This window comes from Serratia sp. 22264, assembly GCF_052045345.1.
GTDB classification, from domain to species: domain Bacteria; phylum Pseudomonadota; class Gammaproteobacteria; order Enterobacterales; family Enterobacteriaceae; genus Serratia; species Serratia plymuthica.
In genome coordinates this window covers 2134558-2151393 of the sequence record NZ_JBQEOY010000001.1, presented here as the reverse complement: position 1 = coordinate 2151393, position 16836 = coordinate 2134558, and the positions used below count along the sequence as shown (strand labels likewise).

The window sequence follows — 16836 nt, the reverse complement described above, 5'->3', positions numbered from 1 at the left end:
CACGTGGGGTGGGCCTGAAGGGCCGGTTAGCGGAACGGCGGCTCGTTGAAGGTGCGCAGCTTGCGCGAATGCAGCTTGTCGCCTTCGGCGCGCAACAGATCGATGGCGCAAATGCCTATCTGCAGGTGTTCCGAGATCGCCCCCTCATAGAAGCGGTTGGCCTGGCCCGGCAGCTTGATTTCGCCGTGCAGTGGCTTGTCGGAAACGCACAGCAGCGTGCCGTAAGGCACCCGGAAGCGGTAACCCTGCGCCGCGATGGTGGCGCTTTCCATATCCACCGCCACCGCGCGGCTGAGGTTAAAGCGCAGCGCCGAGGCGGAGTAACGCAGCTCCCAGTTGCGATCGTCCGTGGTCACCACGGTGCCGGTACGCAGGCGCTGTTTCACCTCTTCGCCCGGCATGCCGCTGACCATTTTGGTGGCGTCATACAACGCGCGCTGCACTTCGGCGATGCTCGGGATCGGGATATCCGGCGGCAGCACCGCGTCCAGCACGTGATCGTCACGCAGGTAGGCGTGTGCCAGCACGTAGTCGCCGATCGACTGGCTTTCGCGCAGCCCGCCGCAGTGGCCAATCATCAGCCAGGCGCTGGGGCGCAGCACCGCCAGATGGTCGCAAATGGTTTTGGCGTTGGACGGGCCGACGCCGATGTTGATCAGCGTAATGCCCTGGCCGTTGCGCGAAATCAGGTGGTAGGCCGGCATCTGGTGGTTTTTCCAGGCCAGATCGGACACCGCCTGTTCCGGCGCGGTGGTTTCCGGCGTGATGTAAATGCCGCCGGCGCTGGACAGCGCAATATAAGGGCTGTCCGGGTTGGCTATCTCGGCGCAGGCCCAGCGGACAAATTCATCCACATAGCGGGTGTAGTTGGTGAACAGCACGAAGGGCTGGAAATGCTCCACCGGGGTGCCGGTATAGTGCCGCAGCCGCGCCAGCGAGAAATCGGCCCGCAGCGCGTCGAAGTGCGACAGCGGGAAAGTGCTGGTGGCGTTGAACAGACCGTCGGCGGTTTCATCGCCGATTTGCGCCAGCTCGGTGGTGGGGAAATGCTGCGCGAGGCTGGCGCTCATCGAGCGATCCAGCATCAGGTTCGAGCCGTCAATCACATAAGGAAAAGGGATCTCCTGCTGTGAAGGCGCCACTTCGATATGGGCGTCGTAGTCGTGCGCCAGCATTGCCAGTTGCTCGGTCAAATAGCTGCGAAACAGTTGCGGACGGGTAATGGTGGTGGTGTAGCGGCCGGTATGGGTAAAACGGCCGAAAGCGCGGGTTTTGCTCTGGCCGGTTTTCTGGCCGTCCCAACTTACGCGCAGCTCGGGGTAGACGAACAGCCCTGCGGCGCGGGTTTGTATGTCGGGCACGCTGCCGTGGCTGATAAAATCGCCCACCGCCTGGCGCAGCGCGGTAACAGAGGCGTCATACAGCGCTTCCAACTGGTCGATCGCCTGAGCGGGGGTGAGGCCGGTGCCGGATTGGTGACTACTCATTCTCTCTCCTTGGTTCTCCCGTCCCTGCGGCGGGAGGCATGCCGATATACCCTTCATATTTGACGTTACCTCTGCGTTTGCGGCGAGCATTCACCCCCGTCACTGACGTGAGTCAGCCCTTGGGGAGTCAGGCTCTTACTGCCTTGAGGTAACGCCAACTAATTTGGTTATAGCAATTTATCACAACAGGTTAGCTGAAGCTGGGCGCAAAAGCTTTGCCGAAATGGAACCGGAGAAAAAGTAAAGCGCAGCGGCAGGGCTGCCGCTGCGGCGTTGAGATCAGGAGGCCGGCTCTGCCTGTTCCACCTTCAGCGAAACCAGGCCGATGCCGCGTTTTTTCGGGGTAAAGCCGCCGCTGGCGCCTTCCTGCGGTTCGGTCGGGGCCGGTGGCGTAATGCTGATGTTTTGCGCGCCGGCGGGGTTGTTGAAGCGCAACGTGACGGTGGTGTCCTGCTCGCCGAGCGACACGAACTGCTCTTCGTCGCCTACGCGCACCGAGATCGGCGCACCGACGTTTTTGCCGTAGGCACGGGCGCGCAGCACCAGATCGAAGGTCGGCGGCAGCGGGGCGACATAGTCGATGTTCACTGCCGGCGCGAGGTTGGCGTCCGACCAGCGGCCCCAGTCCTCGACGCTGGATACGCCGGTGATTGCCTTCACCTGTTGCGGCATGCCCGGCAGCATAAAGGCGATGGCGTCCGCCTGATATTTAACGGCGGCGTCGTCCACCTTGAGCTTGTCGACGGCGTTCTGGTAAGCGGCAACGCTGTCCGCTGCAGGCTCGGTAAAGCTGACTTTGCCGCGGTAGTTGCCGCCCTTGGCCTGCACGATATGCGGCGGAGCGGCCAGATTGCCGGAGGCCACGCAGGTGTCGGTGCTCAGCGCCAGTTCGGGCGCCCACACCCGGCCAATCTCATAGCATTTATCTACCCAGACAAACTTTTCACCCGCCCCCAGGCCGGCGAGCTGCTTTTTCAGCGGCGTGGAAAGATAGACGTTAAACATGGGTTCGATTTTATTGTCCGTCACCTTGAGGATAAACGGCACCTTAAAGCTGATGCCGGAGAAAGTGAAGCTGTTGCGCTGGGTATCCAACTGGTAGTCGGAAATGCTGTTCGGGAAGCCCCATTGCTTCACCACCGCCGGTTTCCAACCGTTGATTTTTTCTTCGATATTCAAGAAGACGGTAGCCAGCGTGGGGCTGGACAGGCTGCTGCGGCCGAGGCCGATATAGTTGTCGCCGCCCATCACGTCCAGCACAGTGGCGCCGTTGTCCAGCGTGCTGCGCTTTTCGTTATGCTGCGCGCTTTGCGGCTGCCTGCCGTCGATAATAAAGAACAGGTTGCGGCGCTTTTGTTTGGTCAGAATGTCGTAGGCGGTGTTGTTCATCGCCAGATGATCGGAAGACACCACGATCACGGTGTTTTTGAAGTATTCCGACCCTTTGATTTTGTCGATCAGGGCCGCGATATGCTGCTGGCTACAGGCCACTGCGCTCAGAGAACGGTTCTCTTTGTTCTGCCGGCTATAAGATTTTTTACTGCAGCTCGCGGAGATAAACCCGTCCGGGTGGTGGGTGTCCACGGTCAGCGCAAACAGCGAGAACTTCTTGTTCTGCTGCGACAGCTCGACGAACTTGTCGAAAACCACGTCCAGCACGGTATCGTCGTACCAGCCCCAGTCATTCTTGTAGCCCGGATCGCGGACCTGTTCGCGCAACTCCTTGTAGCCGTAGGCGTGGTCAAAGCCGTGCGATTTCAGGAAAGTGTCTTTGCCGGCGAAGGCCAGTTCGGCGCCCTGATAGAAATAATTGTCGTAGCCGGCGGCTTTCAGCACGTCGCCCAGGCAGACGTTTTCCGGGTAGAAGGTGGAAACGGCGCTGGAGGCGTTGCCGTCGAACGGGGCGAACAGCGGAATGCCGCACTGCGAAGCCACCATGCCGGCAATGGTATAGCCGGTGCCCGGCAACTGCTGGGTATTGCTGAAATCGATGCCGTTTTCACGGTGCCGATTCAGCTCGTCGGCGAGATCGGGGAAGACTTCCGGGTCGAAATAGGTGCGTTCAAGGCTTTCGGCATAGATGTACACCAGGTTCGGCGCTTTGCCCTGCAGGCTCTTTTTCGGCGCTTTGTAGTAGGTGTAAAAATCGGCGGTGTCGCCGGTAATCTGGCTTCTGAGCAGCAGCGAAATATCCTGAAAAGCCGGGGTGGTGCCGACGGAGAACAGCGCCAGCAGTACGGCGAGCACGCTGTAAACCACGCTGCTGCCTTTTGCTTTGTGGCGCACCAGGCTCCAGGCCAACACGGCGAAAATCAACGCCAGCACCGCCAGCAGGCCGATAAACGGCAGCACGTACTTGCTGACGCCGGCCCCTTTCAGGCTGCTGGTGAGGGTGTAGATCACCGCATCGGTGATGCCGTCGCCGGTAAAATAGTTACTGGCGATCAGGATAACGTTGAGGATCAGATAGCTGCCCAGCAGGATCAGCAAAATGGAAAGCCACCAGCGGTTGGCGGCGGCCTTGTTCCGGTAGATCAAGATTGAGGCTAAAAAAAGTGCGAACGAGACTAATGCTGAAACCATCCACCGTACCCTGTCTGGTTAAAAAGAAAATCTTAACTGCCCTGGCAAAGGCTGCTGGCCCTGTCGCAGCGCGAAAGAGGAAGGGTATAGCGCATTGAACGCGCCAGGGTCAATGCGCGTTTGCACAGCGGGGTGGCCGCCAGACGCGAATGAACAATTTTGTGACAATATTGTGACCCTGGTCACTGCTGAGAGGCGTGGGTCGCTGAAATATTGCTCACCGGGCATTTGGCTCTACCATTAATGAATGGCGCTGATTGCAGACCGGCGAGGCGCATTAACCTGTTCAGGAGAAAACATGCAGAGCATTTCCACCGCCGTATTGGATGATTTGGCACCGCAGGGCGTGCTGCGCGCGGCGATCAATTTAGGCAATCCGGTGCTGGCGCAATGGGGGCCGGATGGGGAGCCGCAAGGCGTGTCGGTCACGCTGGCCGGCGCACTGGCGCATGAGCTGGGCGTAGCGCTGGAGCTGGTGACCTATGATGCGGCGGGCAAGGTTTTCGCCGCGCTGGAAACCGCCGCCTGGGATGTCGCCTTTATGGCCATCGAACCGGTGCGGGCGGAGCAAATCGCCTTCAGTGCGCCTTACGTCATTATTGAGGGCACCTATCTGGTGGCGCAGGAGGCGCCTTATAGGCAGGTTGCCGAGCTCGACAGGCCTGGCATACGCATTGCGGTGGGCCAGGGCGCGGCCTATGACCTGTATCTGTCGCGTACTTTAAAGCAGGCGCAGCTGGTGCGGGCAGAGACTTCTCCCGCAGCGATCACCTTATTCTTCGAGCAAGCGTTGGACGCCGCTGCGGGCGTGCGTCAACCGCTGCTTGCCGCCGCTGCGGCGAACCCGGGATACCGGGTGCTGGACGGGCATTTTACCGCGATTCACCAGGCGATGGCGGTGCCGCGCGGTAAAGAGCAGGGGGCAGCCTATGTGCGCTGTTTTGTGGAAAGATGCAAGGCCAGCGGGTTGGTGCAGCAGGCGCTGAAGCGCAGCGGGCAGGGCGAGGTGACGGTGGCGCCTGCGGCGTGAGGCGGCTGGCAACGGGTTTTTGTTGTTCAAGGGTAGGGGCGCTGCATACAGCGCCCCCGCGAATAACCTTTAATGCAGTTCCACGGCGTATTGTTCCACCGGGGTGATTTTCTTGATCAGTTTGTTGTCGAACAGGAATTGTTCGTAAGCCTGGTAGCGCGCGGTGTCCAGTTTGGCCGGATCGGTGGCGAACAGCGGCAAGCTCGCCTGCCACGCCTGCTTGTTCAGTTCGGTGTTCAGCTCCGGATGGGTTTTGGCGAAGGCCAGCCAGGTTTCCTGTGGGTGAGCCTGCAGGTAATCGTTGCCTTTTTTCAGCGCGGCGAGGAATTTCCTGATCTTCGGCTCGGCTACCGCGTCGCGGTTGGCGACGATGATCAGTTCGTCATAGGCCGGCACGCCGTAGTCTTCGACGTTGAACACCACCGGATTTTTCCCCTGCAGTTTCAGCTCCAGCGCTTCAATGTTGCGATAGCCGCCGATCACCGCATCGACCTGGCCCGCCAACAGAGCGCTGGTCAGTTGGAAATTGACGTTAATCAGCTTCATGTCGTTCGGGTCGATATGCGCATGTTTGGCCATGGTGGCCAGCGTGGCCTGCTCGATGCCGCTGACGGAATAGCCGATTTTTTTGCCTTTGAGATCCGCCGGCGAGGTGATGCTTTTATCCAGTGTCATCAGGGTATTGAGCGGTGAGTTAATCAGGGTGCCCACGCGCACCAACGGCAGGCCCTGATCGGCGAAGAAGTGCAATTGCGGCTGATAGGTGATGGCGAGATCGGCCTGTTTTGCCGCCACCAGGCGCGGCGGCAGCGCCGGATCGGAAGGGGGCACAATCTTGACCTCGAGGCCTTCGGCCTTGAAGGCGCCAATTTGCTCGGCCACCATGATGGGTGCGTGGTCGGGATTGATATACCAGTCGAGCACCAGCGTCAGTTTTTCGGCGGCGGCAGCATTGCCGGCCAGAGCGGCGCTGAGCATCAGCCCGCAGAAGGTTTGCTTGATCATTTCTTACCCCAGTCGTTAAAAAGTTATCAGTCGTTTTCCGGCGCCCAGTCGATAAGGCGCAGCAGCAGCGCATCCACCGTCATCCACAGCAAGACGGTCATCAGCACCAGAATAAACAGCGCGGCAAAGCAGACGTCGGTCTGCATGCGCGCGTTGGCGTTCAGCATCACGTAGCCCAACCCTTCCGCCGAGCCGACCCATTCGCCGATAATCGCGCCGATGGGCGCGACGGCGGCGGCCATGCGCAACCCGGAACCAAAGGCCGGCAGCGCCGCCATCAGCCGCACATGGCGCAGTTGTGCCCAGGGGGAAGCGCCCATGGTGCGGGCCAGATCGAGATAATCGTTATTGACCCGGCGCAGCCCATCGAAGAACGCGGAGGTGACCGGGAAGAAGATCACCAGTACCGCCATCGCCACTTTGGCGCTCATGCCAAAGCCGAACCACAGCACCAGCAGCGGCGCCAGCGCAAACACCGGTATCGCCTGGCTGGTCAGCACCAGCGGCATCAGCCAGCGTTGCAGACGGGGCGAATAGATCATGCATAGCGCCAGCGCGGCGCCGAGCAATACCCCAATCCCCAGCCCGCAGGCAATTTCCGAGGCGGTGATCAGCGTGTGATAAGCAAGATAGGCGCGCCCGCTCCACAGCGCCTGCGCCACCGCAGAGGGGGAAGGCAGCAAAAAGGCGGGAATATCGCCCAACGTGATGAGCCACCACAGCAGCAGTAAACCGGCGAACACCGTCAGGCTGCGGCGCACCCGCGACAGGCGGTTTTCAACCCGTAGCTTCATTCGGCGGCCCTCATCAGTTGCTGCAATAGCTCGCCCTGGCTTTTCAGCAGATGGGGATCGTCCGGCGCGCGCGGCGGCAGGCCGCTGATGACGTGCGTATCGTCAATGCCGGCAGGGTAGCGGGAGATCACCAGCAGGCGATGGCTCAGGCGGCAGGCCTCCATCGGATCATGGGTAATCAGCAGCACGGTATGCTGCGCCAACAGCTCGGCCGCCAGGGTTTGGATCATGGCGCGGGTGATGGCGTCCAGCGCCGAAAAGGGTTCGTCCATCAGCACAATCGGCTGGCGTTCATACAGCGTGCGCGCGATGGCGGCGCGCTGGCGCATGCCGCCGGACAACGCCGAGGGCAGGGCTTTGGCGTAACCGCTCAGCCCTACGCGCTCGAGCAGATGCCCGGCCCATTCCCGGTCAGCTTTTTCACCGCGTAGCCGCGCACCGAGGCTGATGTTTTCGGCGACGGTCAGCCACGGATAGAGCAGGTCCTTTTGCCCCATATAGGCGATGCGGCCGGCTATCGGCAGGCCATCGCTGCCGGTCACCTCACCGTCGGTGGGCCGCATCAGCCCGGCGATAATCTTCAGCAGGCTGGTTTTGCCCGCGCCGCTGGCGCCGAGCAGGGCGACAACGCTGCCGCCGGCAATATCGAAACTCAGCCGATCGAAAATCACCTGCCGGCCAAAACGCAGGCTGAGATCCCGCACCTGAATGCCGGGCGGCGCGATGCGGTCACTCATGAGGCGTTCAACCCCATCTGCCAGAAGGCGGACTCCAGCCGGGTGGCGGTGGTGAAAATCCCCGCAAGCTCTGCAAAGCGGCTTTCTGCGCCACGCTGCCGGCCCACGCTCTCCAGCAGGTCGAGGGCCGCCTGCACGCCGGCCAGGTAGTTTTTATCGCCATAGTTGCGGATCCACGAGGCGTAAGGATTGCCCTCCATCACCGTCGCCGGGTCGTCAAGCAGGCGCAGGCCAATCTCGGCATAACCTGCGACGCAGGGCATCAGCGCCGCCAGCAGATCCAGCGCATCGCCGGAGTGGCCGATATCGAGCACATAGCGGGTGTAGTTCAGGGTTTCCGCCGCCTCGGGTTCGGCGGCAATCTCGGATTCGCCCAGCCCCCAACCGGCGCAGTAAGCCAGATGCAAAGGCAGTTCGGCGACGATGGCATTGAGCGAAGCGGTGGCCGCGCGCATCTCCGGCAGCGTGCGCAGCTTGCTCACCAGCAGGGCGTAGGCGCGGGCGAAGTGGATCAGGAACAGATAATCCTGGGTCAGATAGCGGCGGAACGCGGATTCAGGCAGCGTGCCGGCGGCCAGTTGCCGAATAAAAGGATGAGCAACGTAGTCCTGCCAGTCCGCGTCTGCCTGTTGGCGCAGCCGGCCGTAAAGACCGTTATCGAAAAGGGGAGTAAACATGGGACCTCCAAAAGTGAGTGGAGATCCGGGCGCGCTGAGGTATGAACAGGCAATGACCGAGAGAGTGATTGCCGACCCGTCCCTTCGCTGGCATGACCCAGATCAGGTTCAAAGGGTTCGGCTTGCGCCATCTCAGCCCGTAACAGGACACCCCTCGGAGGAGCCTGTTATACGATATTTGCTTTTTGATTACAATGCTCGGACGAGGGGGAACGACGGGAGCGGCAATCGGTTCGTTTAGTGCGGTTCGCGACGATTTCTCTGGCACCGGCGGCGGCATTTTTGCACTGTAATCCGGTAATGTTGACTCTGAGGAACACTCCCATGAAGAAGATCGGCTTTCTCTCTTTTGGTCACTGGACGCCTTCGGCACAGTCCGGCACCCGTTCGGCGGCGGATGCGCTGCTGCAATCCATCGATCTTGCGGTCGCCGCAGAGGAGCTCGGGGCGGATGGCGCCTATTTCCGCGTGCATCACTTCGCCCGCCAGCTCAGTTCCCCGTTCCCGCTGCTGGCCGCCGTCGGCGCCAAAACTCAGCGCATTGAGATCGGCACCGGCGTGATCGATATGCGCTATGAAAACCCGCTTTATATGGTGGAAGACGCCGGAGCCGCCGATCTGATTTCAGGCGGACGGCTGCAACTCGGCATCAGCCGCGGTTCGCCCGAGCAGGTTATCGAAGGCTGGCGCTATTTTGGCTATACGCCCGCAGAAGGCGAGACCGAGGCCGATATGGCCCGTCGCCACACCGAGGTGCTGCTCGATGCGCTGCGCGGTGAGGGCTTTGCCGAGCCGAACCCGCAGCCGATGTTCCCCAATCCGCCGGGGCTGCTGCGCATCGAACCTTTTTCCGCCGGCCTGCGCGATCGCATCTGGTGGGGGGCCAGCTCCAACGCCACGGCGGTGTGGGCGGCAAAACTGGGGATGAACCTGCAAAGCTCGACGCTGAAAAACGACGAAACCGGCGAGCCCTTCCACATTCAGCAGGCCAAGCAGATCCGCGCTTACCGCGCCGCCTGGAAAGAGGCGGGCCACCCGCGTGAACCGCGCGTGTCGGTAAGCCGCAGCATCTTTGCGCTGATGAACCAGCAGGACCGCAGCTACTTCGGCGGCAGCGGCAAGGAAGGCGATCAGGTCGGGTATATCGACCAGCAAACCCGGGCGATTTTTGGCCGCAGCTACGCCGCCGAACCGGAAGAACTGATCAAACAGCTGGCGCAGGACGAAGCCATTGCCGAGGCGGACACCTTGCTGTTAACCGTGCCTAACCAGTTGGGCGTCGATTACAACGCGCACGTGATTGAATCGATCCTCACCCATGTCGCTCCGGCGCTGGGCTGGCGTTGATGTCTCAACAATAAAGGAAGCTGGCCATGTCTCGTATTTTCATTACCGGCTCGGCGGACGGGCTGGGGCGCGCGGCAGCGGAAACCTTGCTGGGCGAAGGGCATCAGGTGATCGTTCACGCGCGCGAGCCAGGCCGGCTTCACGGCGTGCGCGATTTGCTGGACCGCGGCGCGCTGGCGGTCACCGGCGATTTGTCTGATCTGCAGCAGACTCGAGAGGTGGCCGAACAGGTGAACCGCATCGGGCGTCCGGATGCGGTCATTCACAATGCCGGTGTCTTCACCGGGCCGCAGGTGCTGGCGGTCAACGTGATTGCGCCTTATCTGCTGACGGCGCTTATCGCTCGCCCGTCGCGTTTGGTGTATTTGAGCAGCAGCATGCATTTTGACGGCCGCGCCGCGTTGGAAAAGGTGGACTGGCGCGGGCACGCAGCCGTCTCCTATTCGGACAGCAAACTGTGGGTGACGGCGCTCGCCGCCGCCGTAGCCCGGCGTTGGCCGGGCGTGGTCAGTAGCGCGGTCGATCCCGGCTGGGTGCCGACCAAGATGGGCGGCGAAAATGCGCCCGACGATCTGCGCCTGGGGCACCTGACGCAAGAGTGGCTGGTCACCAGCGAAGATGCGCAGGCCGGCGTTTCCGGCGGTTATTGGCATCACCAGCGCCGTCTGGAGCCGCATGCCGCCGCGCGCGATCCGGCTTTTCAGGATGCGCTGTTGGCGGAACTCGAACGCGTTACCGGCGTTGCGCTGGCGATATCCTGAGCGGAAAATCGGTGGCGCCAGGGTGGCATGAAATGCGCGTTATTGACTTATTTTGCTCAAATTGTATTTTAAAGCCATGCATACATTCCTGATTATCGTCCCCGAAGGGGGCATGCTGTTTGAGTCGGCGGGTATCGCCGACATCCTGATGCAAGCCAACCGCTTGAGGCCCAACGACGCTCCGCTCTATCGGATTGAGGTTGCCACCACGCAATCTCATCGGGTGGTGCATGGGTCATCAGGATTGAATTTGCTGGCCGATCACCGCCTTGCCGATCTCGACCCTGAACAGGAACGTGACACTGTCATTGTCACCGGAAAGGGGGCGACCGAGGAAGAAGGCGCGTTTGTCGCAGACTGGCTGCGTCGCGCCGCCCCCAACGCACGCCGTATCGCTTCCGTTTGCGGCGGGGCCTTGTTGCTTGCCGAGGCCGGTTTGCTCGAAGGGCGCCGGGCGACGACGCACTGGCGCTTGCTGGATACCCTGCAATCTCGTTTCCCGAAGGTGAAGGTCGAAAACGGGCCGATCTACGTTCAGGACGGGCCCGTCTGGACCTCCGGCGGCGTCAGCTCCGGTTTCGATCTCACTCTGGCGCTGGTGGAAGACGATTACGGTTTTATTCAGGCACGCGAAGTGGCGCAAGATCTGGTGATGTTTCTTCGTCGCCCCGGCGGGCAGTTGCAGTTCAGCCGCTATCCGTTGAATCAGGCCAAAACGCCTGGCCCGATCCGCGATCTCCAGTCCTGGATCCTGGAAAACCTGGACGGCGATCTTTCCGTTGAGAAACTGGCCGAAAGGGTCGCCATGAGCCCGCGAAACTTTACGCGCGTCTTCACCCGCGAGACCGGCATCTCCCCCGCCAAATTCGTCGAAGAAGGGCGCTTGCATACCGCCCGGCAGCGCCTGGAGCAGAGTGCGGAAGGCATCGAGCATATCGCCGTGACCACCGGCTTCGGCAATGGCCTCAACCTGCGGCGCGTGTTCGAAAGAAACCTGCAACTGACGCCTACCGAGTACCGCGATCGTTTCCACTCGCGCAATTTGGCGTAAATTGATCTATAAACGTCATTTACGCCATGCGTCTCTCCCGGCTAGATTGGCAGGCAGAGACAATAACGAAGGGGTAGATCATGGTCAAAGTAGGCATTAACGGTTTCGGCAGAATCGGGCGCAATGTTTTACGTGCGGCATTAGGGCGCAGTGACTTTCAGGTTGTCGCGATCAACGATTTGACCGACAGCAAAACTCTGGCGCATCTGCTGAAATACGACTCGCTGTCAGGCACCTTGGCCGCCAGCGTCGAGGCCGGTGAAAACCAGCTGCTGCTGGATGGCCGACCGATTCATGTTTTCTCTGAAAGAGATCCTGGCGCAATCCCGTGGAACAGCGTCGGCGTCGACATCGTGATCGAAGCGACGGGCTTTTTTACCGACAAAAGCCAGGCCGAGGTGCACATCACGAAAGGTGGCGCCAAGCGCGTTATCATCTCGGCGCCGGCCAAGAACGACGACATCACCATAGTGATGGGCGTTAACCATCAGGATTACGATCCGGCCAGGCATCGGGTGGTCAGTAACGGCAGTTGCACCACCAACGGGCTGGCGCCTGCTGCGCAGGTGCTGCATCAGACCTTCGGCATTGAATACGGCCTGATGAACACCACCCACGCCTACACCAATAGCCAGGCGCTGCACGATCAGCCGGAAAAAGATTTACGTGGCGCGCGCGCTGCCGCTCAGTCGATTGTGCCTTACTCCAGCGGCGCGGCCAAAGCGCTCGGCAAGGTGATCCCGGAGCTGGATGGCCGCCTGACCGGCTACTCGCTGCGGGTGCCGGTCCCGGTGGTGTCTATCGTTGATTTAACGGTGACCTTGAAACGCGAAGCGACGAGCGAAGAAATCAACGCCGCCTTCCGCCAGGCGGCGGAGTCGGGGCCGCTCAAGGGGATCCTTGGCTACAGCGACGAACCTTTGGTGTCGAGCGATTATAAAGGCGATCCGCGTTCGTCCATTATCGACGGGCTGTCTACCTTGGTTATCGGCGGCAAGCTGGTCAAGATCCTGGCCTGGTACGACAACGAATGGGGTTTCTCCAACCGCCTGGTCGATCTCGCGTTGCTGATGGAAAAACGCGGGTTGTAGTCGGTTACCCGAGCAGGGGCGCAGTATGCTGCGCCCGCCATGTCAGACGCCAGAAAATCGTCCCCTCAGGGGACGATTTTTTTCAGCGCAGTATCATAACCGCGCGATACGCATTAACTCGTCTTTGGCCCCAGGGGCCACCGCCAGCACCGGCGCGCCGCGCAACAGCTGTTCCCCTTGAGCGTTAAACGGATGCGTCCAGCCGCCGGCTTCGTTCACCAGGCAATAACCCGCCAGACAGTCCCAGGCGTGCATATAAGGTTCGTAATAACCGACCAGCCGCCCGGCGGCGACCCATGCCAGCATCATGGCGCCGGAACCGTTGCGGAAGAAATTGCCGCCGACCGCCGTGATCTCGGCGGCGATTTCACCGACGCGTTCAGGCGCCACATAGCTGTTGGCACCAAACCCGGTGATGTGGTTTTGCAAGGTGCGCGCCGGATCCACATGCAGCGGTTTGCCATTGAGCGTGGCACCCGCGCCTTGCGCCGCGACGAAGCATTCCTGTTGGCAGGGTGCCATGATCACGCCGATCACCGGCTCGCCCTGATAAATGACGGCAATGGACACGCACCAGTTCGGCATGCCGTTGACGAAGGGGCTGGTGCCGTCAATCGGATCGACCACCCAGTGATAGCCCGAGCCACCGGGTTGCAGGCCGAACTCTTCACCGAGAAAACCGTCGTCCGGAAACGCCTGGGCGATCTGTCCGCGGATCAGCAGCTCGACCTCGCGATCGGCAATCGATACCACGTCCTGCGCATCGCGTTTGGTTTCGATCACCAGGCTTTCGCGACGGTTGAAATAGTCCAGCGCCTTGGCTCCCGCCTCGCGCGCCACCCGTTCGGCCAGCGCCAGACGCCGGGAGATTTGTTCGTTCATAGCAGATCCTTAAAGTTGCGGGCCGTCACTGGGCAATCAGTGCCAGCCCCTGAGGTTTGAAATCAATGGCCACGCGCGTGGCCGGCGCCAGTTGGAGTTCCATCTGCACATCGACGATAAACAGAGCGCCGAGGTCGGTCTTCACTTCATACTCGATATGGTCTCCGAGCCAGGTGCTGTGGGTCACCTCGCCGTTCAATGCGCCGGACTGTTCCGCATGCAGAGTAATAAACTGCGGCCGCACGGACAGTTGCGCGGCGCCGGGGCGCGCTTTGGCACCCGGCACCCGATACTGACGGCTACCCAGGCTGATGAGCGCTTCGCCACCGTCCACCCGTTCAACGTCACAGGGCAGGATATTGGCCTCACCCATGAAATCGGCGATAAACACCGACGCGGGCGAGTGATAAAGCTCCTGCGGCGCACCCTGCTGGGCAATATGCCCTTCTTTCATGACGATAATCTTATCGGACACCGCCAGCGCTTCTTCCTGATCGTGGGTCACGTACACCGCAGTGAACCCGAGGCGCTGTTGCAAATCGCGGATCTCGGTACGTACGCGGCGCCGCAGCCGCTCGTCAAGATTGGATAAGGGCTCATCGAGCAGCAGTACCTGCGGCTCCAGCACCAACGCGCGCGCCACGGCGATGCGTTGCTGCTGGCCGCCGGACAGTTCGGCGGGCAGGCGCTTGCCCATGTTTTCCAGCCCGACCAGCTTCAGCCCTTCGTGCGCCCGATCCAGCGCTTCTTTGCGCGGCAGCTTGCTGGCGAGCAGGCCGTACATGACGTTGTCCAGCGCGTTCATATGCGGGAACAGCGCGTAGGATTGAAACACCATCGCCACGTCGCGCTCGTTGGCGGGCAGATGGGTCACCTCTTTGCCGCCGATCAGGATGCGCCCGGCGGTCGGGTGCTCCAGGCCGGCCAGCAGGCGCAGGGTGGTGGTTTTGCCGCAGCCCGAGGGGCCGAGCAGCGTCACCAGCGTGCCTGGTTCGACGGTAAGCGAGAGGCCGGGCAGGGCGGTGAAATCGGCAAACTGTTTGGTGACGTTTTCAAACACCACCGAGCCGGAACGAATGGCGGTCATACGGCAGTCTCCTGTTGTAAGGCCGGCGGCGATGCCACCGGCGGTGTGGCGATACGGGATACGCGGCGCAGGCGACGTTCGCCGACCAGCAGCTGGAAAGTGAGGATCACCGCCAGCATCACCACGATAAGCACGGAGGAGTAGGCGATAGCCACGCCGTATTCCCCGTTTTCGACCAGCCCGACGATGTAGGAGGTGGCCATGTTGTACTGGGCGCTGACCAGAAAAATCACCGCGCTGATGGAGGTAATCGCCCGCACGAAGGCATAGACCAGGGCTGCGCTGATGGCGGGTTTCAACAGCGGTAAAATCACTTTGCGCAGGGTGCGGAAGCTGCCGGCGCGCAGCGTCAGCGACGCTTCATCCAGGCTGCGGTCCAATTGGCTCATGGCCGCGATGCCGCCGCGCACGCCCACCGGCATGTTGCGGAACACAAAGCAGGCGACCAGGATCAGGGCGGTGCCGGTGATTTCCAGCGGCGGCAGGTTATACGCCATGATGTAACTGACGCCGATCACCGTGCCGGGGATGGCAAAGCTGAGCATCAACATAAACTCGAAGGTCTGGCGGCCGGCAAACTTCTGCCGCACGATAAGCCAGGCGGTGAGCAGGCCGACGATGGCCGTGAGCGGCGCGGCGATCAGCGCGATTTCCAGGGTGGTCCAGAACGAGTTCCAGGCGACGCCGGTCCAGAGGATCTGGCCGCCGCTCCACTGGAAGCCGAATGCGCGGGTGTAATGCGCCAGGGTCAGGCTGTTGTCCAGCCCCCACGACTGAACAAAACCGCCGATTAAAATCATGCCGTACACCACCAGCGTGAACAGGCCCCAGGGGATCACCAGCCCGTAAACGCCATAGCGCAGCCCGCGCGGCAGGCCGCAGTGCATGCCGGAATCGCCTTTGCCGGTCACGGTGGCGAAGCTTTTTCCCGCCAGCCACAGGCGTTGCAACACAAAGGCGCTGAGGGTAAAGCACAGCAGGATGATCGCCAGCACCGCCGCGCGGCTCGGATCGTTTTGCGCCCCTACCACCGAGAAGAAGATCTCGGTCGAGAGCACGCCGTGGCTGCCGCCGAGCACCATAGGGTTACCGAAATCCGCCATGCTTTCGATAAAACTGATCAGGAAAGCATTGGCCAGGCCGGGCGCCATCAGCGGCAGCGAAACGTAACGGAAGGTGCGCCAGCGGTTGGCGCGCAGCGTTTGCGAGGCTTCTTCCAGCGAAGGGCTGACGCCTTCCACCACGCCAATCAGCACCAAAAAGGCGATCGGAGTGAAAGAAAGCACCTGGGCAATCCAGATCCCGGTCAGGCCGTACAGCCAACGCCCCGGCTCGATGCCGAACAGGGTGGAAAGCAGCTCGGTGACGATGCCGGAACGGCCAAACAGCAGCATCAGCGCCAGGCCAATGACGAACGGCGGCGTGATGATCGGCAGCACGCTGAGCAGGCGCAGCCCTTTCTTGAACGGCAGCGGCGTGCGGGTGGCGGCCAGCGCAAAGGCCAGGCCGAGCAGCGTCGATCCGCCGGCGGTCATCAGCGCCAGCCACAGGGTGCGCCAGGCGGTGCCGCAACTGCCGCCTTTCAGGCAACCGAGGCTCCAGATCGCCGGATCCTGCATATTGGCGATCAGGCCGTCCGGTTTAAACGCGCCGTCAGCGTCCTGCACCGAGGCGACAAACATGCTCAGTACCGGATAAAGCACGAAGGTGCTGACCAACGCGACCAGCAGCACGATCGAGGACACCACAAAGGCATCTCCCTTCAGCACGCCACGCTCGGCCAACCCAAAAGAGAACAGCAGCAAAAACGCGGTGAGCAACGCAATAGCGCCGGCGCCAAAGGCGGGTTGGCCGTCGCCGAGCGCACCAAACAGCCGCTCGCTCCATTGCCAGTTCCAGCCGCTGTAACCTATGGCGTGGCCTTCAAACAGCAGGAAGAGGATGCCGGCGGCGGCGGCAGACATCAGTAACTGCGAGCGCAACCGGCCCACCTGCAGCAGGCGGCCCAGCGAGCAAACCAGCAGCAACAGCAGCGCAATAGCCAGCCACGGGCGTTGAAAAGCCAGGATTTGCCACAGCGCAGGAGCGCTTTCCCGATCCTGCCACAGCGTATTCAACCAGCTGAAGTCGAAGAATCCGGCTTCCTGGCTGTACCAGGGCAGCAGCAGCAATGCGAGCGCGCCCAGCACAAGAGCCACGTCTAAGCGGCGGTTTTGAGCATTCATCGTAACCTCGATCGTTCATTATTCCTTTTCTGCGAGCCGTGCGGGCGCGGCGTGCCACGCCCGGTTCATCGGCAACGGC

General features: G+C 61.4%; 14 protein-coding genes and 1 riboswitch. Of the genes, 5 read left to right on the top strand and 9 right to left on the bottom strand.

The features are described from left to right. Positions 1-26: 26 nt before the first annotated feature. Complete coding sequence (locus ACTJJ1_RS10045; RefSeq protein ID WP_004946522.1) at positions 27-1487, bottom strand: AMP nucleosidase; 1461 nt, start codon at positions 1485-1487, stop codon at positions 27-29. Between the two features lie 279 nt (positions 1488-1766). Further along, positions 1767-4070 carry a phosphatidylglycerol--membrane-oligosaccharide glycerophosphotransferase gene (gene opgB / locus ACTJJ1_RS10040; protein WP_440833415.1) on the bottom strand — a complete coding sequence of 768 codons (2304 nt, stop codon included), beginning with the start codon at positions 4068-4070 and terminating at the stop codon, positions 1767-1769. A 298-nt stretch (positions 4071-4368) separates the two neighbouring features. On the opposite strand from opgB, the gene ACTJJ1_RS10035 reads away from it, so the two are divergent. Then, positions 4369-5100 carry an ABC transporter substrate-binding protein gene (locus tag ACTJJ1_RS10035; RefSeq protein WP_004946517.1) on the top strand — a complete coding sequence of 244 codons (732 nt, stop codon included), beginning with the start codon at positions 4369-4371 and terminating at the stop codon, positions 5098-5100. Between the two features lie 69 nt (positions 5101-5169). Here the strand turns inward: ACTJJ1_RS10035 and ACTJJ1_RS10030 are convergent, their stop codons facing one another. Genes ACTJJ1_RS10030 through ACTJJ1_RS10015 form a run of 4 tightly spaced genes read right to left on the bottom strand, consistent with a single transcriptional unit; the run spans position 5170 to position 8313 of the window. Then, positions 5170-6105, bottom strand: coding sequence for an ABC transporter substrate-binding protein (locus ACTJJ1_RS10030; RefSeq protein ID WP_202291874.1), 936 nt, complete (start codon positions 6103-6105; stop codon positions 5170-5172). A gap of 26 nt (positions 6106-6131) precedes the next feature. Beyond that, complete coding sequence (locus ACTJJ1_RS10025; RefSeq protein WP_004946512.1) at positions 6132-6899, bottom strand: ABC transporter permease; 768 nt, start codon at positions 6897-6899, stop codon at positions 6132-6134. Continuing rightward, positions 6896-7636 (bottom strand): ABC transporter ATP-binding protein, encoded by a 741-nt coding sequence (locus tag ACTJJ1_RS10020; RefSeq protein WP_440833412.1) that lies wholly within the window; start codon positions 7634-7636, stop codon positions 6896-6898. The genes ACTJJ1_RS10025 and ACTJJ1_RS10020 overlap by 4 nt, the downstream gene beginning before the upstream one ends. Continuing rightward, on the bottom strand, positions 7633-8313 hold the full coding sequence (locus ACTJJ1_RS10015) for a TenA family protein (protein WP_440833410.1): 681 nt from the start codon (positions 8311-8313) through the stop codon (positions 7633-7635). The genes ACTJJ1_RS10020 and ACTJJ1_RS10015 overlap by 4 nt, the downstream gene beginning before the upstream one ends. 62 nt (positions 8314-8375) lie before the next feature. Beyond that, positions 8376-8478: riboswitch (TPP riboswitch) on the bottom strand. A 159-nt stretch (positions 8479-8637) separates the two neighbouring features. Between ACTJJ1_RS10015 and ACTJJ1_RS10010 the strand changes: the two genes are divergently transcribed. The 4 genes from ACTJJ1_RS10010 (at position 8638) to gap (ending at position 12563) form a co-directional block, all read left to right on the top strand. Then, positions 8638-9660, top strand: coding sequence for an LLM class flavin-dependent oxidoreductase (locus tag ACTJJ1_RS10010; protein WP_004946504.1), 1023 nt, complete (start codon positions 8638-8640; stop codon positions 9658-9660). Positions 9661-9686: 26 nt separating this feature from the next. Then, positions 9687-10421: an SDR family NAD(P)-dependent oxidoreductase gene (locus ACTJJ1_RS10005; RefSeq protein ID WP_202291880.1), complete on the top strand. Its 735-nt coding sequence runs from the start codon at positions 9687-9689 to the stop codon at positions 10419-10421. Between the two features lie 76 nt (positions 10422-10497). Continuing rightward, complete coding sequence (locus ACTJJ1_RS10000) at positions 10498-11472, top strand: GlxA family transcriptional regulator (RefSeq protein ID WP_440833408.1); 975 nt, start codon at positions 10498-10500, stop codon at positions 11470-11472. Positions 11473-11552: 80 nt separating this feature from the next. Continuing rightward, positions 11553-12563 (top strand): type I glyceraldehyde-3-phosphate dehydrogenase, encoded by a 1011-nt coding sequence (gap, locus tag ACTJJ1_RS09995; RefSeq protein ID WP_004946495.1) that lies wholly within the window; start codon positions 11553-11555, stop codon positions 12561-12563. 93 nt (positions 12564-12656) lie between these two features. Here gap and ACTJJ1_RS09990 read toward each other — a convergent pair whose 3' ends face one another. Genes ACTJJ1_RS09990 through ACTJJ1_RS09980 form a run of 3 tightly spaced genes read right to left on the bottom strand, consistent with a single transcriptional unit; the run spans position 12657 to position 16757 of the window. Then, positions 12657-13445 (bottom strand): inositol monophosphatase family protein, encoded by a 789-nt coding sequence (locus ACTJJ1_RS09990; protein ID WP_004946490.1) that lies wholly within the window; start codon positions 13443-13445, stop codon positions 12657-12659. A gap of 25 nt (positions 13446-13470) precedes the next feature. Continuing rightward, the gene (locus tag ACTJJ1_RS09985) at positions 13471-14532 is read right to left on the bottom strand and encodes an ABC transporter ATP-binding protein (protein WP_440833405.1); all 1062 of its coding nucleotides are present in this window, start codon (positions 14530-14532) and stop codon (positions 13471-13473) included. After that, a complete protein-coding gene (locus ACTJJ1_RS09980; protein WP_004946483.1) occupies positions 14529-16757 on the bottom strand; it encodes an ABC transporter permease in 2229 nt (742 codons plus the stop codon). The genes ACTJJ1_RS09985 and ACTJJ1_RS09980 overlap by 4 nt, the downstream gene beginning before the upstream one ends. Positions 16758-16836 lie beyond the last annotated feature (79 nt).

Coding starts and splice junctions, on each gene's coding strand:
- ACTJJ1_RS10045 (WP_004946522.1), bottom strand. CDS start 1,487: ATGAGTAGTCACCAATCCGGCACCGGCCTCACCCCCGCTCAGGCGATC.
- opgB (WP_440833415.1), bottom strand. CDS start 4,070: ATGGTTTCAGCATTAGTCTCGTTCGCACTTTTTTTAGCCTCAATCTTG.
- ACTJJ1_RS10035 (WP_004946517.1), top strand. CDS start 4,369: ATGCAGAGCATTTCCACCGCCGTATTGGATGATTTGGCACCGCAGGGC.
- ACTJJ1_RS10030 (WP_202291874.1), bottom strand. CDS start 6,105: ATGATCAAGCAAACCTTCTGCGGGCTGATGCTCAGCGCCGCTCTGGCC.
- ACTJJ1_RS10025 (WP_004946512.1), bottom strand. CDS start 6,899: ATGAAGCTACGGGTTGAAAACCGCCTGTCGCGGGTGCGCCGCAGCCTG.
- ACTJJ1_RS10020 (WP_440833412.1), bottom strand. CDS start 7,636: ATGAGTGACCGCATCGCGCCGCCCGGCATTCAGGTGCGGGATCTCAGC.
- ACTJJ1_RS10015 (WP_440833410.1), bottom strand. CDS start 8,313: ATGTTTACTCCCCTTTTCGATAACGGTCTTTACGGCCGGCTGCGCCAA.
- ACTJJ1_RS10010 (WP_004946504.1), top strand. CDS start 8,638: ATGAAGAAGATCGGCTTTCTCTCTTTTGGTCACTGGACGCCTTCGGCA.
- ACTJJ1_RS10005 (WP_202291880.1), top strand. CDS start 9,687: ATGTCTCGTATTTTCATTACCGGCTCGGCGGACGGGCTGGGGCGCGCG.
- ACTJJ1_RS10000 (WP_440833408.1), top strand. CDS start 10,498: ATGCATACATTCCTGATTATCGTCCCCGAAGGGGGCATGCTGTTTGAG.
- gap (WP_004946495.1), top strand. CDS start 11,553: ATGGTCAAAGTAGGCATTAACGGTTTCGGCAGAATCGGGCGCAATGTT.
- ACTJJ1_RS09990 (WP_004946490.1), bottom strand. CDS start 13,445: ATGAACGAACAAATCTCCCGGCGTCTGGCGCTGGCCGAACGGGTGGCG.
- ACTJJ1_RS09985 (WP_440833405.1), bottom strand. CDS start 14,532: ATGACCGCCATTCGTTCCGGCTCGGTGGTGTTTGAAAACGTCACCAAA.
- ACTJJ1_RS09980 (WP_004946483.1), bottom strand. CDS start 16,757: ATGAATGCTCAAAACCGCCGCTTAGACGTGGCTCTTGTGCTGGGCGCG.